Origin of the sequence: Burkholderia sp. Tr-862 (assembly GCF_011753085.1) — a bacterium.
Taxonomy (GTDB): domain Bacteria; phylum Pseudomonadota; class Gammaproteobacteria; order Burkholderiales; family Burkholderiaceae; genus Burkholderia; species Burkholderia ambifaria.
In genome coordinates this window covers 20,311-40,579 of record NZ_VWWG01000058.1, presented here as the reverse complement: position 1 = coordinate 40,579, position 20,269 = coordinate 20,311, and the positions used below count along the sequence as shown (strand labels likewise).

16 protein-coding genes are annotated in these 20,269 nt (G+C 65.6%); 5 read left to right on the top strand and 11 right to left on the bottom strand.

Annotated elements, in window-relative coordinates; translation table 11 throughout:
* Both waaC and F3J14_RS17650 read right to left on the bottom strand, forming a co-directional pair.
* Positions 1–517: lipopolysaccharide heptosyltransferase I (gene waaC, locus F3J14_RS17655; protein ID WP_348772001.1), on the bottom strand; the 517-nt coding region annotated here is incomplete at its 3' end.
* A 126-nt stretch (positions 518–643) separates the two neighbouring features.
* The gene (locus F3J14_RS17650) at positions 644–2,038 is read right to left on the bottom strand and encodes a phosphomannomutase/phosphoglucomutase (protein ID WP_166724093.1); all 1,395 of its coding nucleotides are present in this window, start codon (positions 2,036–2,038) and stop codon (positions 644–646) included.
* A gap of 242 nt (positions 2,039–2,280) precedes the next feature.
* On the opposite strand from F3J14_RS17650, the gene F3J14_RS17645 reads away from it, so the two are divergent.
* From F3J14_RS17645 to F3J14_RS17625, 5 genes are read left to right on the top strand one after another with little or no spacing between them, the layout of a single operon-like run.
* Positions 2,281–3,537: an oligosaccharide flippase family protein gene (locus F3J14_RS17645; RefSeq protein WP_166724092.1), complete on the top strand. Its 1,257-nt coding sequence runs from the start codon at positions 2,281–2,283 to the stop codon at positions 3,535–3,537.
* Positions 3,534–4,358, top strand: coding sequence for a glycosyltransferase (locus F3J14_RS17640; protein WP_166724091.1), 825 nt, complete (start codon positions 3,534–3,536; stop codon positions 4,356–4,358). Before F3J14_RS17645 ends, F3J14_RS17640 begins: the two co-directional genes overlap by 4 nt.
* A gap of 49 nt (positions 4,359–4,407) precedes the next feature.
* Positions 4,408–5,544, top strand: coding sequence for a glycosyltransferase family 4 protein (locus tag F3J14_RS17635; RefSeq protein ID WP_166724090.1), 1,137 nt, complete (start codon positions 4,408–4,410; stop codon positions 5,542–5,544).
* A gap of 14 nt (positions 5,545–5,558) precedes the next feature.
* Positions 5,559–6,581, top strand: coding sequence for a UDP-glucose 4-epimerase GalE (gene galE / locus F3J14_RS17630; protein ID WP_166724089.1), 1,023 nt, complete (start codon positions 5,559–5,561; stop codon positions 6,579–6,581).
* A gap of 27 nt (positions 6,582–6,608) precedes the next feature.
* A complete protein-coding gene (locus F3J14_RS17625) occupies positions 6,609–7,715 on the top strand; it encodes a glycosyltransferase (RefSeq protein ID WP_166724088.1) in 1,107 nt (368 codons plus the stop codon).
* A 118-nt stretch (positions 7,716–7,833) separates the two neighbouring features.
* Here F3J14_RS17625 and F3J14_RS17620 read toward each other — a convergent pair whose 3' ends face one another.
* The 9 genes from F3J14_RS17620 to gmd all read right to left on the bottom strand — a co-directional run bounded on the left by F3J14_RS17620 (position 7,834) and on the right by gmd (position 20,214).
* Positions 7,834–10,167: a protease pro-enzyme activation domain-containing protein gene (locus F3J14_RS17620; protein WP_247682239.1), complete on the bottom strand. Its 2,334-nt coding sequence runs from the start codon at positions 10,165–10,167 to the stop codon at positions 7,834–7,836.
* 317 nt (positions 10,168–10,484) lie between these two features.
* Positions 10,485–12,368 carry a nucleoside-diphosphate sugar epimerase/dehydratase gene (locus F3J14_RS17615; protein WP_166724086.1) on the bottom strand — a complete coding sequence of 628 codons (1,884 nt, stop codon included), beginning with the start codon at positions 12,366–12,368 and terminating at the stop codon, positions 10,485–10,487.
* 12 nt (positions 12,369–12,380) lie between these two features.
* Positions 12,381–13,397 carry a glycosyltransferase family 4 protein gene (locus F3J14_RS17610; RefSeq protein ID WP_166724085.1) on the bottom strand — a complete coding sequence of 339 codons (1,017 nt, stop codon included), beginning with the start codon at positions 13,395–13,397 and terminating at the stop codon, positions 12,381–12,383.
* 5 nt (positions 13,398–13,402) lie between these two features.
* Positions 13,403–14,368: an SDR family oxidoreductase gene (locus F3J14_RS17605; protein ID WP_166724084.1), complete on the bottom strand. Its 966-nt coding sequence runs from the start codon at positions 14,366–14,368 to the stop codon at positions 13,403–13,405.
* A 479-nt stretch (positions 14,369–14,847) separates the two neighbouring features.
* Complete coding sequence (locus F3J14_RS17600; RefSeq protein ID WP_166724083.1) at positions 14,848–16,038, bottom strand: glycosyltransferase; 1,191 nt, start codon at positions 16,036–16,038, stop codon at positions 14,848–14,850.
* Positions 16,035–17,111, bottom strand: coding sequence for a glycosyltransferase family 1 protein (locus F3J14_RS17595; protein WP_166724082.1), 1,077 nt, complete (start codon positions 17,109–17,111; stop codon positions 16,035–16,037). Before F3J14_RS17595 ends, F3J14_RS17600 begins: the two co-directional genes overlap by 4 nt.
* A 25-nt stretch (positions 17,112–17,136) precedes the next feature.
* Positions 17,137–18,288 (bottom strand): glycosyltransferase family 1 protein, encoded by a 1,152-nt coding sequence (locus tag F3J14_RS17590; protein WP_166724081.1) that lies wholly within the window; start codon positions 18,286–18,288, stop codon positions 17,137–17,139.
* Entirely contained in the window at positions 18,285–19,202 is a 918-nt protein-coding gene (locus F3J14_RS17585; protein ID WP_166724080.1) for an NAD-dependent epimerase/dehydratase family protein, read from the bottom strand. Before F3J14_RS17585 ends, F3J14_RS17590 begins: the two co-directional genes overlap by 4 nt.
* Positions 19,180–20,214, bottom strand: coding sequence for a GDP-mannose 4,6-dehydratase (gene gmd / locus F3J14_RS17580; RefSeq protein ID WP_105787408.1), 1,035 nt, complete (start codon positions 20,212–20,214; stop codon positions 19,180–19,182). Before gmd ends, F3J14_RS17585 begins: the two co-directional genes overlap by 23 nt.
* Between the last annotated feature and the right edge of the window lie 55 nt (positions 20,215–20,269).

The window sequence follows — 20,269 nt, the reverse complement described above, 5'->3', positions numbered from 1 at the left end:
CGCCCAGCGCGGCCGCGACCAGCTGGCGCGAGCGCTCGACCACGTGCGTGCGCGGCGCGATCGGCACGCGCTTGCGATAGAAGAAGCGCACCGGCCATTCGTAGCCGGCGCCGTCGGTGCGGTTGCCGAGGCCGGCGAGCGGGCCGCGCGCCCAGCTCGCGACCCAGGCCGTCTTGATCAGACCCTGGCAGTCGATCACGAGGTCGTACTGCTCGGCCACGAGCCGCTTGCGGAACGCGCGGATCTCGCGCCACGTCGCGCCCGAGAACGGCTTCTTGCGCCAGCGGCGCAGCGAGAACGGCAGCACGTTGCGCACGCCGTCGACGAGCCGCACGAGGTCGACGAAGCTCTCCTCGACGAGCCAGTCGATCTGCGCATCGGGGTGGCGGCGCCGGATATCGGCGATCACCGGCATGTTGTGCACGACGTCGCCCAGCGACGACACGCGCACGATCAGGATCTTTTGCACGCTGAAAAAACGCCGGCGGACGGCCGGCGACAGGCATAAAGACGCGATTTTATCGCGCCCGGGACGTCAGACAGACAAAAAGCGGCCGCACGCGTCAGCGTGCGCCGCTTTTCGGGCATGGCGCGACGGTTCGTTCGCCCGTCGCGCCGACGGCGGCCCTCGGGCCGCCAGGGTTCAGAACGGCAGCTTGACGTCCGGCTTCGCGGCCGTCAGCACACGGCGGAAGTCGTCCTGAATGCGCTTGAGCCCTTCCTTGGTCTCCGATTCGAACCGCATCACGACGACCGGCGTCGTGTTCGACGAACGCGCGAGGCCGAAACCGTCCGGGTACTCGACGCGCAGGCCGTCGATCGTCACGACTTCCTCGGCACCGTCGAACTTCGCCTCTTTCTGCAGCTTGTCGATCAGGCGGAAGTTCTCGCCTTCGTCGAGCCAGAGCTGCAGTTCGGGCGTGCTCATCGCGTCCGGCAAGCCGTTCAGCAGCGCGCTCGGATCGGCCGTCTTCGCGAGGATCTCCAGCAGGCGCGCGCCCGTGTAGAGGCCGTCGTCGAAGCCGTACCAGCGATCCTTGAAGAACACGTGGCCGCTCATCTCGCCGGCCAGCGGCGCACCCGTCTCGCGCAGCTTCGCCTTCACGAGCGAATGGCCCGTCTTCCACATCAGCGGCTCGCCGCCCTTCTCCTTCACCCACTGCGCGAGATGGCGCGTGCACTTCACGTCGTAGATGATCTGCGCGCCCGGGTTGCGCGACAGCACTTCCTCCGCGAACAGCATCAGCTGGCGGTCCGGGTAGATGATCTGGCCGTCCTTCGTGACGACGCCCAGGCGGTCGCCGTCGCCGTCGAACGCGAAGCCGAGTTCGGCGTCGGTGTCCTTCAGCGCCTGGATCACGTCCTGCAGGTTTTCCGGGTGTGCGGGATCGGGGTGGTGGTTCGGGAACGTGCCGTCGATGTCGGTGAAGCGCTCGACGAGTTCGCAGCCGAGCGCCTTGAACAGGCGCGTCGCGAGCGGGCCCGCGACGCCGTTGCCGGCGTCGACGACGAGCTTCAGCGGGCGCGCGAGCTTCACGTCGCCGACGATGCGCGCGATGTACTGGTCCGCGACGTCGAACTGCTCGAACGTGCCGCTGCCCGTTTCGAAGCGCTCGTCGACGATGCGGCGGTACAGCGCCTGGATCTGCTCGCCGTAGATCGCGGCGCCGCGCAGCACCATCTTGAAGCCGTTGTAGTCGGGCGGATTGTGGCTGCCCGTGACGACGATGCACGAATCGACGCGGCGTTCGCCGCCCTTCAGTGCAAGCGGCACGCTCGCCGCGAAATAGCCGACCGGCGTGGGCACCATGCCGACGTCGACGACGTCGACACCCGCCGCACGCAGGCCATCGGCGAGTGCGCCGATGAGCTCGGGCCCCGACAGGCGGCCGTCGCGCGCGACGACGACCGCGTCGCCGCCCTGGGCGCGCACTTCGCTGCCGAATGCCCGGCCGATCCCGCGCGCCGTGTCGGCGTCGAGCGTCTTGCCGACCACACCGCGAATGTCATATGCCTTGAAGATGGATTGGGAGATCATCGATTCTCTCTCGGTTGCGTGCATGGAAAATAATCTGGCCGCCTTTCGCGCGTGCCCGGCATCATACATGCGGGCCTTGCGCGACAAGGAACGGGGCGGCTGGTGCGGCCCCGATCCAACTTATAATCGCGGGTTTTGATGACGCGCATTCTGTCCATTTTAATGCCTAGCCGTTCCGCCGCCGCCAACCTCCCGCCTCCCGGCGCCCTGCCGGCCGCCCAAAGCGCGTGCGGCCGCCCCGCATGCTGAAGCGATTCGGCAACCCGGACGTCGCGAAGGCCGTCGCGAATCTCGTCTGGCTCGGGCTCGAACGGCTCACGCAGATCGGCGTCGCGATCGCGATCAGTGGCCTTCTGGCCCGTTATTTCGGGCCGGACGTGTTCGGCAAATGGCAGTATGCGAATACGCTTCTCCTCGTACTGGCGCCGCTCACCTGGGTGTGCGGCGCCGAAATCCTGGTTCCGACCATCGTCCAGCGCCCGCCCGCGCAACTCGGCGCGGTGCTCGGCAGCGCGTTCGCGCTGCGTATCGGCGTGTCCGCCGTCGCGCTCGTCGCGACCTGGATCGCGATCGGCGCCGGCGCGTTCGACCCGCTCGTCGGCGCGATGCTCGCGGGCCTCGCGGTCACGATGGTGTTCCGCGAGCCGTTCGTCGGCGTGATCAACGCGTGGCTGCAGAGCATGACCTACAGCAAGCCGCAGCTCATGACCAGCATGGTCACGGCGCTGGCGAAGGCGCTGCTCGTCTGGCTGCTGGTGCGCGCGGCCGCCGGCCCTGCCCGCTTCGCGTGGCTGTGGGCGCTGGAGGCCGCCGCGATCGGCTTCGCGCTCGTGCTGTACTACCGTCATCGTAACGGCGGCGCGCTCGGCTGGACGTTCGACAAACCGCTGTTCAGGCACTTTGCCACTGCCGGCACCGTGTTCTGGCTCGGCCTGATCTGCATGTACCTGTTCCTGAAGCTCGACCGCCTGATGCTCGAGCGTCACGTGTCGTTCGCCGACCTCGGCCGCTACGCGGCGGCCCAGCAGCTCAACGAGAACTGGATCACGCTCGCGCTGATGCTCGCGCAGACCATCGCACCCGCGTTCGTGTACCGCGTGCAGGACGTCGCGCGGCTGCGCCGCAACATCGTCCGGCTGACCGCGATGACCGCCGGCCTGATGACGGCCGGCGCGCTGGTGCTGGACGCGGCCGCACCGCTCATCGTCGGCAAGGTGTTCGGCCACGGCTACGAGGCGTCGGTCGACATCTTCCGCTGGGCCGTCTGGCTGTCCGTGCCGGCCGGCATCGAGGCGATAGGCAATCTTATCGTTCTCAAATATCAAGCAAAATTCGTGTTGCTGGCGAAATGGGTGCTCGCGCTCGCGATCGCCGCGCTCGTCAACGTGTTCGCCATCCCCCGGCTCGGCCTGTACGGGGCGCTCGTCGGACTGGCGGCCGGCTATGTCGCCGCCACCGCCGTTAATTTTTATTACATTCGTTTCAGGCTGCGCCCATGACGTCTCCCGATTGCCCGCTCCCGCTCGACGACGTGGCCGTGCTGATGCCGGCCTACAACGGACACGACGACGTCGCCCGCACCCTCTCGTCGTTCAGCGAGGACGCGCCGGTGCATGTGCTGATCGTCGACGACGGCAGCACGCCGCCGATCGTCGCGCCCGAGCTGCCCGGCCTCGCGGTCGACGTGCTGCGCATGCCGCAAAACGGCGGCATCGAGCGCGCGCTCGAGGCCGGCATCGACGCACTCGCGGCGCGCGGCTTCCGCTATGCGGCCCGCATCGACGCCGGCGACCTCGCCGCGCCGCGGCGGCTCGCGAAACAGCGCGCGTATCTCGACGCTCATCCGCGCGTGGCCTGCGTCGGCATGTGGACCCAGGTCGTGTCGCGTGCCGGCGAGCCGCGCTTCATGCTGACTCCGCCGGCCGATCCGCGCATGCTGCGCCGCACGCGCTTCCTGCGCTCGCCGCTCGTGCATCCGTCGGTCATGCTGCGCATCGACGCGGTGCGCGAAGTCGGCAACTACCGCGCGAAGTACCGGGCGGCCGAGGATCTCGATCTTTTTTTACGGTTAATGCAACGCTACGATTGCGCGAACCTGCCCGAGCTCGGCCTCTACTACGAGCTCAACGAGGGCGGGATCAGTGCGACCCGGCGCCGCCGCCAGCTGATTTCGACGCTGTCGCTGCTGCTGCGTCACTTCAACGCGCTGAACCCGTACGACTGGGCCGGCCTCGCCAAGAACCTGCTGCATTTCGTGACGCCGTACCGTACGCTGCAGCGGATCAAGCAGACGCTGTTCGCGGCGCGGCCGTCCGCTTAGGGTCTGTTCACGCCCGGCATTTTCGACGCTTTATTTTTTTCTTTTTTTCATGTCCGCTATCTCCTCGCTGCGCATCGCGCTCGTCTGCAACACGGCCTGGGCGATCTATACGTACCGCCACGGGCTGATCCGTGCGCTCGTCGCGCGCGGCGCCGAGGTCATCGTGATCGCGCCGCATGACCGCACGGTGCCGCTGCTCGAGCAGATGGGCTGCCGCCACGTCGCGCTCGCCGTCGCGTCGAAAGGCACGAGCCCGCGCGAGGATCTCGGCACGCTCGCCGCGCTGGTGCGCCATTACCGCGCGCTGCAGCCCGCGCTCGTGTTTCATTACACGATCAAGCCGAACATCTACGGATCGGTCGCCGCATGGCTCGCGCGCGTGCCGTCGATCGCGGTCACCACCGGCCTCGGCTACGTGTTCATCCAGAAAAGCCGCGCGGCGAGCGTCGCGAAACGCCTGTACCGGTTCGCGTTCCGCTTCCCGCGCGAAGTCTGGTTCCTGAACCGCGACGATCTCGCGACCTTCACCGACGAGCAGTTGCTCGCGCACCCGGACCGCGCGCGGCTGCTGCACGGCGAAGGCGTCGATCTCGACCAGTTCGCGCCGGTGCCGCTGCCCGGCGGCAACGGCCCGGTGTTCATCCTGATCGGCCGGCTGCTGTGGGACAAGGGCGTGCGCGAGTACGTCGAGGCCGCGCGCGTGGTGCGTGCCCGCTACCCGGACGCGCGCTTCCAGCTGCTCGGGCCGCTCGGTGTCGACAACCCGAGCGCGATCAGCCGCGCGGACGTCGACGCGTGGGTCGGCGAAGGCGTGGTCGAGTATCTCGGCGAGGCGCACGACGTGCGACCGCACATCGCGGCGGCCGACTGTGTCGTGCTGCCGTCGTACCGCGAAGGCGTGCCGCGCACGCTGATGGAAGCGTCCGCGATGGGCCGCCCGATCGTCGCGACCGACGTGCCGGGCTGCCGCGACGTGGTCGCCGACGGCGAAACCGGCTTGCTGTGCCGCGTGCGCGACAGCGCAAGCCTCGCGCAGCAGTTGGTCCGCATGATCGAACTCGGGAACGCCGGCCGCGACGCGATGGGCGCGCGGGGGCGCCGCAAGGTGGCTGAGGAATTCGACGAGCAGCAGGTCGTCGAACGTTACCGGCAGACCATTCATACATTGACCGGCATCACACTCTGAAGGAGCGCATCAGCATGACCGCTAAAGGCACCATCCTCGTTACCGGCGGTGCGGGCTACATCGGCTCGCACACGGCCGTCGAGTTGCTCGACAACGGCTACGATGTCGTGATCGTCGACAACCTCGTCAACAGCAAGGCCGAGTCCGTGCGGCGCATCGAGAAGATCACGGGCAAGACGCCCGCGTTCCACCAGGTCGACGTGTGCGACGAAGCCGCGCTCGACAAGGTGTTCGACGCGCATCCGATCACCGGCACGATCCATTTCGCGGCGCTCAAGGCGGTCGGCGAATCGGTCGCGAAGCCGCTCGAGTACTACCAGAACAACCTCGGCGGCTTGCTGACGGTACTCAAGGTGATGCGCGAGCGCAACGTCAGGCAATTCGTGTTCAGCTCGTCGGCGACCGTGTACGGCGTGCCGGAGCGCTCGCCGATCGACGAATCGTTCCCGCTGTCCGCGACCAACCCGTACGGCCAGTCGAAGCTGATGGCCGAGCAGGTCCTGCGCGATCTCGAGGTATCGGACCCGTCGTGGCGCATTGCGACGCTGCGCTACTTCAACCCGGTCGGCGCGCATGCGAGCGGGCTGATCGGCGAGGATCCGGCCGGCATCCCGAACAACCTGATGCCGTACGTCGCGCAGGTCGCGGTCGGCAAGCTCGAGAAGCTGCGCGTGTTCGGCTCCGACTATCCGACGCCGGACGGCACCGGCGTGCGCGACTACATCCACGTCGTCGATCTCGCGAAGGGGCACATCGCCGCGCTCGACGCGCTCGCGACGCGCGACGCGAGCTTCGTCGTGAACCTCGGCACGGGCCAGGGCTACAGCGTGCTGGAGGTCGTGCGGGCGTTCGAGAAGGCGTCGGGCCGCCCGGTGCCGTACGAACTCGTCGCACGCCGCCCGGGCGACGTCGCCGAATGCTACGCAAATCCGCAGGCCGCGGCCGACCTCATCGGCTGGCGCGCGACGCTCGGAATCGACGAGATGTGTGCCGACCACTGGAAATGGCAGGAGGCGAACCCGCGCGGTTTTGTATAATCCGCTGTCCATTTTTCGAGCGATCCCATGCTCAGCTTCGCGTCCGGCTTCATCGTCTCCCTGCTCGTCACGTTGTTCATCGTGCGTTATGCGCATCTGCACGAGAAATTCTCGATCGACAGCGACCTGGCCGGCGTGCAGAAATTCCACGTGCGGCCGGTGCCGCGCGTCGGGGGCATCGGGATCCTCGCCGGCGTCGTCATTGCCGCGCTGGTGCTGTCCCGGCGCTACCCGACGATCTCCGGCAGCATTCTCGGGATCGTCGCGTGCGGGATGCCGGCGTTCCTGTCAGGCCTCGTCGAGGACCTGACCAAGCGCGTGTCGCCGCGCGCGCGGCTGCTGTGCACGATGGGCGCCGCCGCGCTGGCGTTCTGGCTGCTGAACATCGCGGTCACGCGCATCAGCGTGCCGCCGCTCGACTTCCTGCTCCACTACGTCGCCATTTCGGCGTTCATCACCGTGCTCGCGGTCGCGGCGCTGGCGAACGCGATCAACATCATCGACGGCTTCAACGGCCTCGCGTCGATGGTCAGCTTCATGATGTTCGCGTCGCTTGCCTACGTCGCGTTCCACGTCAACGACCCGGTCGTGATGTCCGCGTCGATCATCATGATGGGCGCCGTGCTCGGCTTCTTCCTGTGGAATTTCCCGGCCGGCCTGATCTTCCTCGGCGACGGCGGCGCGTATTTCATCGGCTTCATGCTCGCCGAACTCGCGATCATGCTGGTGATGCGCAACCGGGAAGTGTCCGCGTGGTATCCGGTGCTGCTGTTCATGTATCCGATCTTCGAGACGTGCTTCTCGATCTATCGGAAGAAGTTCATTCGCGGGATGTCGCCGGGGATTCCGGATGGCGTGCACCTGCACATGCTCGTGTACAAGCGGCTGATGCGCTGGGCCGTCGGGACCAAGCATGCGCACGACCTCACGCGGCGGAATTCGCTCACATCACCTTATCTTTGGCTGCTGTGCCTCGTCGCGGTGATTCCCGCGACGCTGTTCTGGCGGCACACCGTGCACCTGTTCGTGTTCGTGGTGCTGTTCGCGCTGACTTATGTGTGGCTTTATCTCAGCATCGTGCGGTTCAAGGTGCCGAGGTGGATGGTCGTGAGGAAGGAACGGCGCGGGCACTGAGCGTGGCGGATGGCCGGCGTGTTGCCGGTTCGCGCGACGACGCGTGCCCCCGATGACGGACGAGCCGCCGTTGCCGACAGGATCATGACGGCGCCCCGGCGACTCGACCACCGAACTGCTAGCTTCCCGCGGTATTCGAGCTCCAGCTCGGTAACCGCGCATAGATCACGATGTTTCCGTCGTCCTGCAAGTACGTGGTCGCCCCCGGATTTCCACTGGTGCCGGAATACCAGAGCGGAGCGCCCGCGGAACTGTAGACGACCAGATTGCCGTCCCCTTGCATCGTCGCATACGCACCAGGGTGATTGTAAGTACGCGAACTCCACTGCGGCACGCCCTGGCGAAGCAGCACCAGATTCCCGTCGCCCTGCATGACGAGCACGTTCGCGCCGTTGCCTGAAGTCAGGCTCTGGCCGCTGCTCAGCGTCATGCCGCCGTTCCAGACGGCCGGGCCGCTCGATGAATTCGGCAGGCCCGCCGCGGAAGTCGACGTGGCAAATACCGGCACGGACACCCGGTAGATCACCATGTTGCCGTCGTCCTGCACGGAGAGCCTGTGGCCAAAGGTGGTGTCGTTGGTCGACGAGAACCACAACGGCTTGCCGCTCACGTTGTAGACCACGAAGTTGCCGTCAGTCTGGAACACGGCATAGGCACCGGCATTTCCGTTGGTCCCCGAATTCCACACCGCGGCGCCGTTGGCCGTGTTGTACAGCACCAGGTTGCCGTCATCCTGCATGGCCAGTCGATGACTTCCTGACGCCGAGTACACGATTTGCGACGGCCTGAGCGTCGTCCCTTCGGTGACCTCGCCGCCATAGATCGGCGAGGTCGGCACGCATATCGCGGAATGCAGCGCGCTGACGTTCGGCGTGCCCCAGCCGGTCACGAAATCCCATCCCGAACCCGCACTGTATGCGCCGTTCGACCCGTTGGTGACATCGCGAAAGATCGATGGGGTCGTCGCTTGTGCGCTGTACAGCGTGGGCGCCGCGAAACCGAGACTGGCCGCGCAGCCACCGGACAGCATGCGCGCCCAGGTCGCGGCAAACAGCGGCGCGGACAGGCTCGTCCCGCCTATGATCTCGAGTTGTCCACCCACGACGACCTGTGCACCGCTGTACGGATCGGCGTCGAACGCGATGTCCGGCATGCCTCGAAAGAAACGGCCCTTGAGCGCCGGCACGTTCGACTGCCACGACGGAATCGGCTCGATGCCACTGATGCCGCCGCCGCTGCCGTCCCACGCGGTCTCGCCCGCGTAGCTGCCGTTCCCGTTCGTATAAAGCGATGTGCCGCCCACGGCTACCACGTAGGGGGAAGTCGCCGGGTATTGCACCGACGTGCCGCTGCAGCCGTATGCAACACTGCCTGAATCCCCGGAGCTGACCGCGAAAGTCTGTCCCTGCGCGACGGCGAGCTCGAACAGCGCGTCGATGGCGGCCGTCGGCGCCCAGTTCTCGCAACCGCCGATCGACATGTTCACGACGCGGGCGGTGTTGTCGGTCACGGCCCGATTGATCGCGAGCGCCATGTTGCTCCACGCGAACGATGGCGCGACATAGAAATTGAGTTGCTTGAGGCCACCGGACATCCCGACGATGGTCTGGCTATCGAGCGACCATTCGGTGTTCGCGCTGGTGTCGGCGCTTGGCGAGCCGACGTTGATCACCGAAACGGGTACGGCAGGCAACTGGTGGTTGCTTTCGAAGGTGGCCAGGTCGATGACGGGCTGCGTCAGATTGCCTTCCGCAATGATGCCCACGGTGATGTTGCTGGCCGTCGGCGTACCGCCCACGGAATAGATGCCGGGAAAGTCCGTCGGACTATGCGCGACCGTCACGGCCGCGGTTGTCGGCGACGCATTCGCTTGCGGCGCCGCTGCCGAAAGGGTGGCGCGAACGAAATGCGGATGGAGGCGGGTCGCCGTATCCAGCCCCAGTACCGATTGAACTACCCCGCCGATCGCGTCGGGCATCGTCTCCGGGGCGATATTGATATGTGCACTGGTGCCGTCCGACATCGCGACCGGCACCAGCGTCGTCTGGAACACGCCGGAGATCACACCGGCCGGCGCGTCGGCTTCGACGATCATGTTGTTGCCGGCGACGTTGATGTTCGTGAAGCCCTTACTTTGCAGATAGGTCTTCACGGTGGCGACCTGGCCGGCGGAGGGCGTGTATCGCGCGGCGATCTGCGCGGAAGTCAGCACGGCGCCGTAACTGGCGCTGCCGGGCGTTCGCGCGTCCTGCACGAAGCGATGCAACGCGGCTTCGTCGTTCAGTTTGAGTACGAGCGCGACATGGATCGGCGCCGTCGCGTTCATCGGCGCCGCGCTCACCACGTTGCCCGTAGCGCGCAGTGCGGACACTTTGCCCGTCTGCGCAGCGACATTGGTAGCGGCGGCCGTCGGACTATCGTCGCCGCCGCACCCGGCAAGCGCGAACACCATGAGGGCCGCGCTCATTCCCCTTGCAATATGCTGCTTCATTGGATTGGTATGGACCGTAGAGCTCGTATTTGGCTTTTCGTTCTTTTACGGCAATCGCACGGCAACCTTGAGGAAAACATAGGAAGTAATTGGCCGGTAGTCAAATGAATGCGGCCAGTCGATGCGGGGGATGAGAACCGGCCGATTCACGCGTCGAGCGACACCGTGGCGCCGCGTGCGTGCCAAAGCCGATCCCGACACGATCCGGTGCCAGTAATAAAAAAAAGCGCCTCAGGGGCGCTTTTTTGGGGGACAGCCGACTCACGCGGCGGTGCGTCTCACTTGCTCGACGCCGCCCGCACATCCGGCACACTCTGCAGCACGGGAGCAACCGTCGACTGGTATTCAGGCACCCAGCGGCGCAGATCGCGCCGGACTTCGTCGTCGCTCAGCACCCGATTCTGCATCAGCCACGGCAGCAATTCGTCAAGCAAGTGATCCGGCACTTCCCGCGCACGCGCGATCCGCAGTTTGGGATGCGGCGTGCGCGTCGTCGTCTCGTCGTCCGCGAGCAATTCTTCGTAGAGCTTTTCGCCGGGTCGCAGCCCCGTGAACTCGATCCGGATCTGCCCCTCCGAAAAGCCGTACAGACGAATCAGGTCGCGCGCGAGATCGACGATCCTGACGGGCTCGCCCATGTCGAGAATGAAGATCTCGCCGCCGTGGCCCATGCTCGACGCCTGCAGCACGAGTTGGGACGCTTCCGGGATCGTCATGAAGAACCGCGTGATCTCGGGATGCGTGACCGTCACCGGGCCGCCCTTTGCGATCTGCTGCTGGAACTTGGGGATCACGCTGCCCGCGCTGCCGAGCACGTTGCCGAACCGCACGGTCTCGAACTGCGTGCCACCGCTCGTCTGCTGTAACGCCTGGCACGCCATCTCGGCAAGACGCTTGCTTGCGCCCATGACGTTGGTCGGGTTGACGGCCTTGTCGGTCGAGATCAGCACGAAATGGCGAACATCGTGGCGAATCGCAGCACGCGCGACGCGATATGTGCCGAGCACGTTGTTGCGCAGCGCCTGCCACGCATTGTGCTCCTCCATCAACGGCACGTGTTTGTATGCGGCCGCATGGAACACGATGTGCGGCGCATGGCGCGACATCACCTGGTCGAGCAGCAACGAATCCTTCGCGTCGCCGATGATCGGCACGACGGGCTGGTCCGGGAAGCGTTCCCGCAACTCCTCGGTGAGCCGATACATCGCGTATTCGGACAGATCGAACGCGACGATCTGCGCAGGTGCAAAACGAAGGATCTGGCGGCACAGCTCGGAGCCGATCGAACCGCCCGCGCCCGTCACCATCACGACGCGGCCACGCAGCAGCGCCTCGACGTGCGGCGTGTCGATCGTCACCGCATCGCGGCCGAGCAGATCCTCGAGGTCGATATTACGCACCTGCGACAGGAACCCCTGCCCGGGCATCAGCGCGGTGAGCGACGGCAGCACCATCGCCTTGATGCCGGCGCGCACGCACAGCGTCGCGACGCGGCGCTGCGTTTCGACGGAGGCCGACGGAATCGCGATGATCGCGTATTCGACCTTGATCGCGTCGGTCCAGTGCTTCAGGTCGTTGAACGAGCCGAGCACCTTGTAGCCGTAGATCTCGCGCCCATGCTTGGTGACGTCGTCATCGAGCAAGCCGACCAGGCGCCATTCGCCCGAACGCGACAATTCGCGCGCGAGGCTTGCGCCAGCCGTGCCGGCGCCGAGAACCAGCACGGGCTTGCCCTGTCCGACGAGGCCGCCGTACAGGTAGAACTCCTTCGTCGCCCGGTAGAGCGCACGGGCGCCGCCCATCAACAGGAACAGCATCAGCGGCGAGACGAGCAGCACCGAGCGCGGGATGATCGGCGACGGCTGGAACATCACGGCCCCGATCATCACGATCACGCTGCCGCCGGCAACCGCCTTCGAGATTCGCATCAGGTCGGGAAGGCTCGCGAACACCCAGAGGCCGCGATACAGGCCGAACACATGGAACATCAGCGCGTAGACCGGCAGCGTCCAGACGAGCGCGGTCACCGCGCCGCCCAGGAAATCAGCCGGAACGCTACCGTTGAAACGAACGAGATAAGCGAACAACCACGACGTGACCACCGCCGTCAGGTCGAACAGGAAAGCACTCAGCGACAGCCACGATGCTTTGGATCGCAACATCGGCAGGAAACCTCAAGAGTTGTTTTCGGCGGCCGACTGAAACCGGCGCCAACGCATGTCGATCACCAACCCGATACATGCCAGGACGCCATACCATGCGAAAAACAACAGCCATTGCTGCTGTTCAGGGCGGCCTTTTGCCCACACGGCGATGATTATGCCTGCGAGCATGATGAGGTACCAATAAAGAGCAGTCCGACGATGACCTACGCCCGAGCGGACCATCCTTTGATAATAATGCTCCCGGTGCGCCTGCCAGAACTTTTCTCCACGTAACAGGCGTCTCAAAAGTGTTACAGATGCATCGGCAATAAAGGGCGCGAAGACGAGCGCCGGAAACCAGATCGGCCACGCATTGGCACGCCATCCCCAGTAGCCGAGCGCGCCGGCCAGGAATCCCAGCGGAATCGAGCCTGCGTCGCCGAGAAACAGGCGAGCCGGATGGAAATTGAGCAACAGGAAGCCGAGCGCCGCGCCGGCAACGGCCGCGCCAGCCACGGCGAGATCCGGTGACAGGTTCGGCCCGGTCAGCGCCGCGACCGCGTATGCACCGAAACCAAACAGCGCCATACCACCCGCGAGGCCGTCGGCGCCGTCCATGAAGTTGTACAGGTTCGTCAGCCAGACCATCACGAAGCCGACGCCCGCGAGCAGCCACCATGGTGCATCGGCCGGATAGACGACGATCAGCGCAACCACGGCCGCGAGGTGAGCCGAAAACCGCACGCGGGCCGGCAGCCCGCGCCGGTCGTCGATTTGCGACATCGCCGCCAGCCCCGCCGCGCCGACAGCAATCAGCCACAACGCCGGCGCAAGCGCCAGCAGCAAGACAACGCAGACCGGCACGATCCCCCATCCGCCGACGCGCGGCGTCGGCAGCGTATGGAGCGAACGATCGTTCGGAATATCAGTGGCGAGGCGCCATGCGAGGCCGGTCGCAAGCAGCATGCGCAGGATGGCCGTCGACGCGATGGCGGCCACCAGCGCCACCACGATCGTGTAGGGCCATGTGGAGATCGGGAAATGCATGTCGACTATTGTTGTGTATCGCGCGAACGATACCATGCGGCGGTCGCTGCGAGGCCCTGGTGGGTCGTATAGGGCGGATGCCAGCCAAGCACGCGCCCGATCCGGCCGGTATCGAGCTGCAGGCTGCCGGTCAGGCGATCGATGGCCGCGCTGCGGCCCGTCAGCTTACCCAGCACGCGCAGCAGCACCGGCGGCACCGCGACCAGCCGCGCCGGCTTGCCCAGCGCGTCTCCGACGAGGCGCAACAGGCCTGTGACCGACGGTGCGTCGTCATCGGCAACATGAAAGCATTCGCCAGCCGCACGCGGGTCGATCGCGCAACGCAGCAGCGCATCCGCGAGGTTTTCGACGTAGACGATGCTGCGGCGCGCGGATACGGCGCCGAACGGCAGCGGTATCCCGCGTGCGACCGCATCCATCATCCGCAGGAAGTTGGCGCGTACGGCCGGGCCATAAACGAGCGGAGGACGAACGATGACGACGTCGAGCCCTGCCGACGCGCCGAACTGCGCGAGTTGTCGTTCCGCATGCAGTTTCGAGCGGCCGTATGCATCCTGCGGATCGGGTTCGACGGCTTCCGACAGCGGCACGCCGTCGTCGCCCTCTCCGACCGCCTTGATGCTGCTCGCGAACACGATGCGGCGCACGCCGTGATTGCGCGCCGCCTGGGCGAGCCGCAGGGTGCCGACGACGTTGGTGGCGTCGAACGCCGCGTCGGGATCGGGTGACTCGTCGCGCATCACGTGCACACGGGCGGCAAGATGGATCACGCAGTCGGCGGCCAGATCGGCCGGCCACCCTTCATCCAGGTGATCGAAATCGGCGGTGCCGTGTACCCATTCGCGCACGCCATCGATGCAGCCGCCCGGTCGCCTGACCAGTGCGGTCACCGTGTGACCGGCCTGCAGCGCACGGCGGCACAGTGCACGGCCGACAAAACCGTTCGCGCCGGTGACGACGAGGTGGGTCATCGCCCCCTCCGGCCGTGTCGGCTGACGACTAACCGAATTGGCGTGAACCCGCCTGTCGCGCCGGCAGGCGGCGCGGGCCGATGCACGCTGGAACGGCACGGGGAAATGGAAAGGGAAGTTGAGACAAACACGTCGGGATCTCGAAGACGTAAAGCATGCCGCTCGCCGGCACCGTTGTTGATCGGTGCCGCGCGACCGGCATCTGGCGATGCATCGAAGCATGTGCTGCCGGATGCAACCCTATGGAAAGACACGTCGATGTACGGGTTCCGTATCAGAGGAAGGCGTCGTGCGGGCCGGCTCGCTCGGCTTGCGGGACAGCGGCGTCGCCGCGACGCAATACCGACCGAAGGCCATTGGCGGCGCACGCCCATGGGGCCGCATCGATCGCGAACATTGTAACCTTGCCGATCGGCAGCAACCAAGCCTGAGCCCGGCCCCGCGGCCACCGGCGCCACGAGAGCCGGACGTGCCGCCGCTCAGGCCAGCAACGCGCCCACCTCGTCGACGAGCGGCGCGAGCATCCGCTCCCAACCGTGCTCGTGCTCGACGAAGGCTCGCGCTCGCGCCGTCATCTCGACCGCCCCGGCCTCGTCGGCGACGAGCTGCTCGATCCGATCGACGAACTCCTCCGGCGTATCCGCGATCAGCAGATCGCGGCCGCTTTGCGCGCCCAGGCCCTCGTGGCCCAGCGACGTGGTGACCACGGGCAGCCCGAGTGCCATGTATTCGAGAATCTTGTTCTGCACACCTGCACCGATGCGCATCGGGCACACGCCGATTGCGCCGTCGGATGCGGCCTGCGCGACCGACTCGACGCGGCCCGTCACGTCGACGCCTTCATACGCGCGAAATCGTTCTGCAAGTGCGGGCGCGATGGACCCGACGATCCGGAAGCGGTAATCGGCACGCTTGCGCAGCAACGGCAACACGGCCTCCGCGAAATAGTGGCACATGTCCTGGTTCTGGACCGTGCGCATGTCGCCGATGAAAATCAGGATACGGCTCGCCATGCTGCGCGCGATGTACGGCAGGCCTGACAGGTCCACGCCGTTCGAGCACACCATCACCTTCTTGCCCGATTCGCCGGGAAACAGGTAGTCGCGATCGGTCCGCGAAACCAGCACCGACAGGTCGAAATCGTCGACGATCGTGCGCTCGTAGTCGAGCAGGCGCTTCGCCTCGATGCCGAACACGCGCGACTTCAGCCCCCGTGCGCGCCTCAGCTGCTTCACCCGGCTGTAGTTGAGCGAAATCGCATCGGTCATTTCCAGGACGCGCGGCTTGTCCGACTTGCGGACATACTCGGCGCAGCGCACGAGATGCACGAAGGCGCCGTCGTGCGACGGCAGCAATCGCGCCACCGCCGCCGCAAACGCGCGACTCCGGTAGTACGCCACCTGCAGCGGCGTGCGCGTGGGCAGCGCGAGCAACGTATTCAAGTACGATCGCCGGCGCGACAGAAAGACCCGTTCGACCCGATCGAATACGCCATCGTCCGGCAACGCAGCGTGCATTTCGTCGTCGCTCTCGCACATGCTCAGCAGCGTCAGCGAGTATCGACGGGACAGCACACGGCAGAGATGGTAGATCCGCAACTTGTCACCGCCGATCACCGGATACGGAAATCGCGGCGTCAGCACCAGCAGCTTCTTCTTGTCCTGGTTCATGATAGATGCGCCCAGAAATCCTGAATCAACGGACGCACGGCTGACTCCGAGAAGGTGCGTGCGCGGGCGACACCGTCGCGGATCGCGACGTCGAATCGCGCGCCGTCGTTCCATACCCTGCGAATCTGCTCCGCCATGTCGTCCACGGAAAAGGGATCGAACTGCAGGCCGCAGTCGCCGACGACCTCGGGCATCGACGTCGTATTGCTGCACGCAACCGGTGTCCCCGACGCCATCGCTTCCAGCAGCGGAATGCCGAACCCTTCGAACAACGAAGCAAAGATGAACGCGTGTGCGTGCCGATACTGCTCGCGCAGTTCGTCCCGCGAAATATAGCCGAGCAACTCGACCGCACCCGCGAGGCCGAGCGCTGCCGCCCGCCCGAGAAAATGCGCGTGATGTTCGGACTTGATCCCGGCGATCCGGAGCGTAGCGTCATCGCCGAGCGCCGGCCGCGCGATCGCGAACGCCTGCAGGAGGCGATCGACGTTCTTGCTCGGCACCTCGCCCGCGACCGTGAACAGGTACGGCCGACGTGCCGCCGCGCTCACCGGCGCGTCGAACCAGTCGTCCGAAATCATGCACGGGATGACGTGCACGTCGGCCTCGTTCAGTCCGAACGTTTCGACCAGTTCCCGTTGCGTAAACCGCGAGATGGTCAGCACGACGTCGGCCCGGCGCGCCAGCCGCGGCACCACATGGCGGCGATACACCCGCCCGGCGGTCTGATACAGCGACCTCGCCGGCGGCAGCACGCTCCACGGCTGCATGTAGATCAGATCGTAAATGACCGCGATCAACGGCGTGTTGCCGGTGGCGCGCAGCGGCCCGGTGTTGTACGGGCACAGCAGATAGTCCGGTTTATGCTCGCGGCACAACCGCGGCAACTCGACCTGCTCCCACCACGGGAAGAAACCGCGCCCTTGGCTGACGCACGGCCATTCGTCGGTGCTCACGCCGTCTGGCGCGAAGCCCAGCACCGACTCGCCGATCGGCGCCACCAGTTGACGGGCAAAACGCCCCATGCCGCGGTAGTTGCCGACCATCCAGGTGATGTCCACCCCCAACTTCACGCGGTGCTCCTTGAAGCGAATTGATTCATTGACGACGTGTTCCGCCCAGGACAGCTTCGTAGACCGCCAGCGTCTTCTCCGCACAAGCCGGCCAATTCAGCGCTCGCGCCCGTGCCAGCCCGGCCTCGCGAAGCACGTCGGCCCGCCCGGGCTGCTCGACCACCATTCTCATGCCGTCGGCGATCTCACCGGTCCGGGTGGGATCGACGAGGATCGCCGCGTCGCCCGCGACTTCGGGAACGGACGTCGTGTTCGATGCAACGACCGGCAAACCCGAAGCAAAAGCTTCCACGACGGGCAACCCGAAACCCTCGCACAGCGACGCGAACACGAGCGCGCTTGCGGACTGCAGCAGCGCGCGCACGTCATGATCAGGCAGATACTCGAGCCAGCGAACGCTACCGCTCTCGTCCGCGCGCAGGCGCACGACGAGTTGCTCGCAGCCCCACCCTGCCCGTCCGACGATCACCAGCGGGAAATCGCGGCGCAGGCCGGCAGGCAGGCTCGCATGGGCATCAACCACTCGCTCGAGATTCTTCCGCGGCTGCAGGGTCCCGATGCACAGGAAGAACTGCGTCGGCAAGCCGAGACGCTCCCGTACCGCGTCGCGCTCGGCTTGGTCGATCCGTTCGAAGAACCGGGGATGGACACCCAGCGGAACCACCGAAATCCGCTCCGGTGCAATGCCGAAATGCTCGACGATTTCCTGTTTCGAGTAGTCGGAGATCGTGATCACATGGTCGGCCCAGGCGCCCGAGCGACGCAGCAGCCAACGCCGCAGTGCCGCCAGCCGGATCGTCGTCCATTCAGGATGCGACAGCGGGATCGCGTCCATCAGCGTCGCGATGACCGGTGTCGAGGACAGCTTCGGAATCAGGTGATCCGTCGCATGAAACACGTCGACGCGTTCCGCGCGCAATACCTTCTCGTCGATGGAAGTCCACGGCGTCACGGCACCCAGCACCGTCGCGATTTCATGCCGACCGAGATTCACTGCGGGCCGGGCGCCCGGAAATACGTCGTCCCCGACGGTCGCGCCGAAACCGGCGGGAACCAGGTCGACCCCGCCCCGCGCGATCAGCGCCTGTCCCAATTCGCGTGTATACGAACCAATGCCGTCTACGCCGCCGTGCGCACGGCTCCGTGCCAGCGCCGTCGTGCCAAAACCGACCTTCACCCACGCCCTCCGCCAAACATCCAGCGTAGCGTGCTTTCCAGCGGAATATCGTCGAGCGGACCGATGGCGGCCTCCAGCCGCGTACCGTCGCCCTGCAACCGGCGCACTTCGTTCGCGCGCACGAAAGCCGGGTTGACGCGCACCTCGATCGTGTAACCGGCAATCTTCTCCATCATCGCGATCACCGCCTTCAGCGACACCGCGCGACCGGAGCATACGTTGAACACGCCGCCGGCCGGTGCGAGCTGCAGCAAGCGTCGATAGGCATCCACCACGCGGCGCACGTCGGAGAAATCACGCTCGACGTCGATATTGCCGAGTTCGATCACGCGCTCGCCGCGCTGGAAGTGGCTGACGATCTTCGGAAGCAGGAACTGCGGCGACTGCCCGACGCCCGTGTAGTTGAACGGACGCGCGATGACGATCGGCAACTTGTCGCACCACAGGCGCGCCATGTACTCCATCGCCAGCTTGCTCACCGCGTAATCGTTCGCCGGGTTGGGCTCGACCGATTCGTCGATGACTTCAACCGCCGCGTTGCCGTAGATATTGGCACTGCTCGCCAGCAGAACCGCCTTCGGGCGGCTCTCCAGATTCGCGAGCGCGTCGAGCAGGTTGCGCGTGCCGACCACGTTGGTGCGATAGATCGCATCGGCGTCACCGTGCGCAACGAACGCGATCGCGGCGAGATGCGCGACCACGTCAGGCTGCACGTCGGCGACAACCTGTGCGAGCGCCGCGCGGTCGCACAGATCGACCCGATACATATCGGGCCCCGTCGCTTCGGAACCGTGCGTCGTGCCGAACACGCGATAGCCGGCCGCCCGCAACGACTGCGCCAGGAAGTCGCCGGTAAAGCCGCCCAGCCCTGTCACCAGGGCCCGCGGCGCGTCAGAACGAGAAGCCGAGTTCATTGCGACGCAAATCCGCTTCAACCATCATTGCGCACAGCTGCTCGAGCGTCGTCGTCGGCTCCCAGCCCAGCTTCTGCTTCGCCTTCTCCGGGTTGCCGATCAGCAGGTCGACTTCGGCCGGGCGGTGGAACTTCGGATTGACGCGCACAACCGTCTTGCCGGTCGCGACATCGACGCCGATTTCATTCACGTCGCTGCCCTTGAACTCGAGATCGACACCGGTGGCCTTGAACGCCATGCGGACGAAATCGCGAACGGTTTCCGTTCGATTCGTGGCGAGGACGTACGTGTCCGGTTCGTCGACCTGCAGCATGCGCCACATACCTTCCACGTATTCCTTCGCGAAACCCCAGTCGCGCTTCGCGTCCATATTGCCCAGTTCGAGCACGTCGAGCTGACCGAGCTTGATCTTCGCGACGGAGTCCGTGATCTTCCGCGTGACGAACTCGCGGCCGCGCAGCGGCGATTCGTGATTGAACAGGATGCCGCTACAGCCGAAGATATCGTAGCTTTCGCGGTAGTTCACCGTGATCCAGTGCGCATACAGCTTGGCCACGCCATACGGGCTACGCGGATAGAACGGCGTCGATTCGATCTGCGGGATCGCCTGCACCTTGCCGAACATTTCGGACGTGCTCGCCTGGTAGAAGCGGATCTTCGGATTGACGATACGGATCGCCTCGAGCAGGTTCAGCGGACCGATACCGGTGATTTCCGCGGTGGTGACCGGCTGGTCGAAGGACACGCCGACAAAGCTTTGCGCGGCGAGGTTGTACACCTCCGTGGCGCCCGTCGTCTGCAGCAGGCGAATGCTCGCCGACAGGTCCGTCAGATCGTATTCGATCAGGTGCAGGTTCGGGTGTTTGGCGATGCCAAGCTCTTCGATACGCCAGAAGTTCACCGAGCTGGTGCGGCGATAGGTGCCGTAGACCTGATAGCCCTTCTCGAGCAGGAGCTGGGCGAGGTAGGCACCGTCTTGGCCAGTGATGCCGGTAATGATGGAAACTTTCATAGTTTGAGAATTCATCTTAAGTTCTCTTGCAAAATCTTTATCGGATGATTGACGG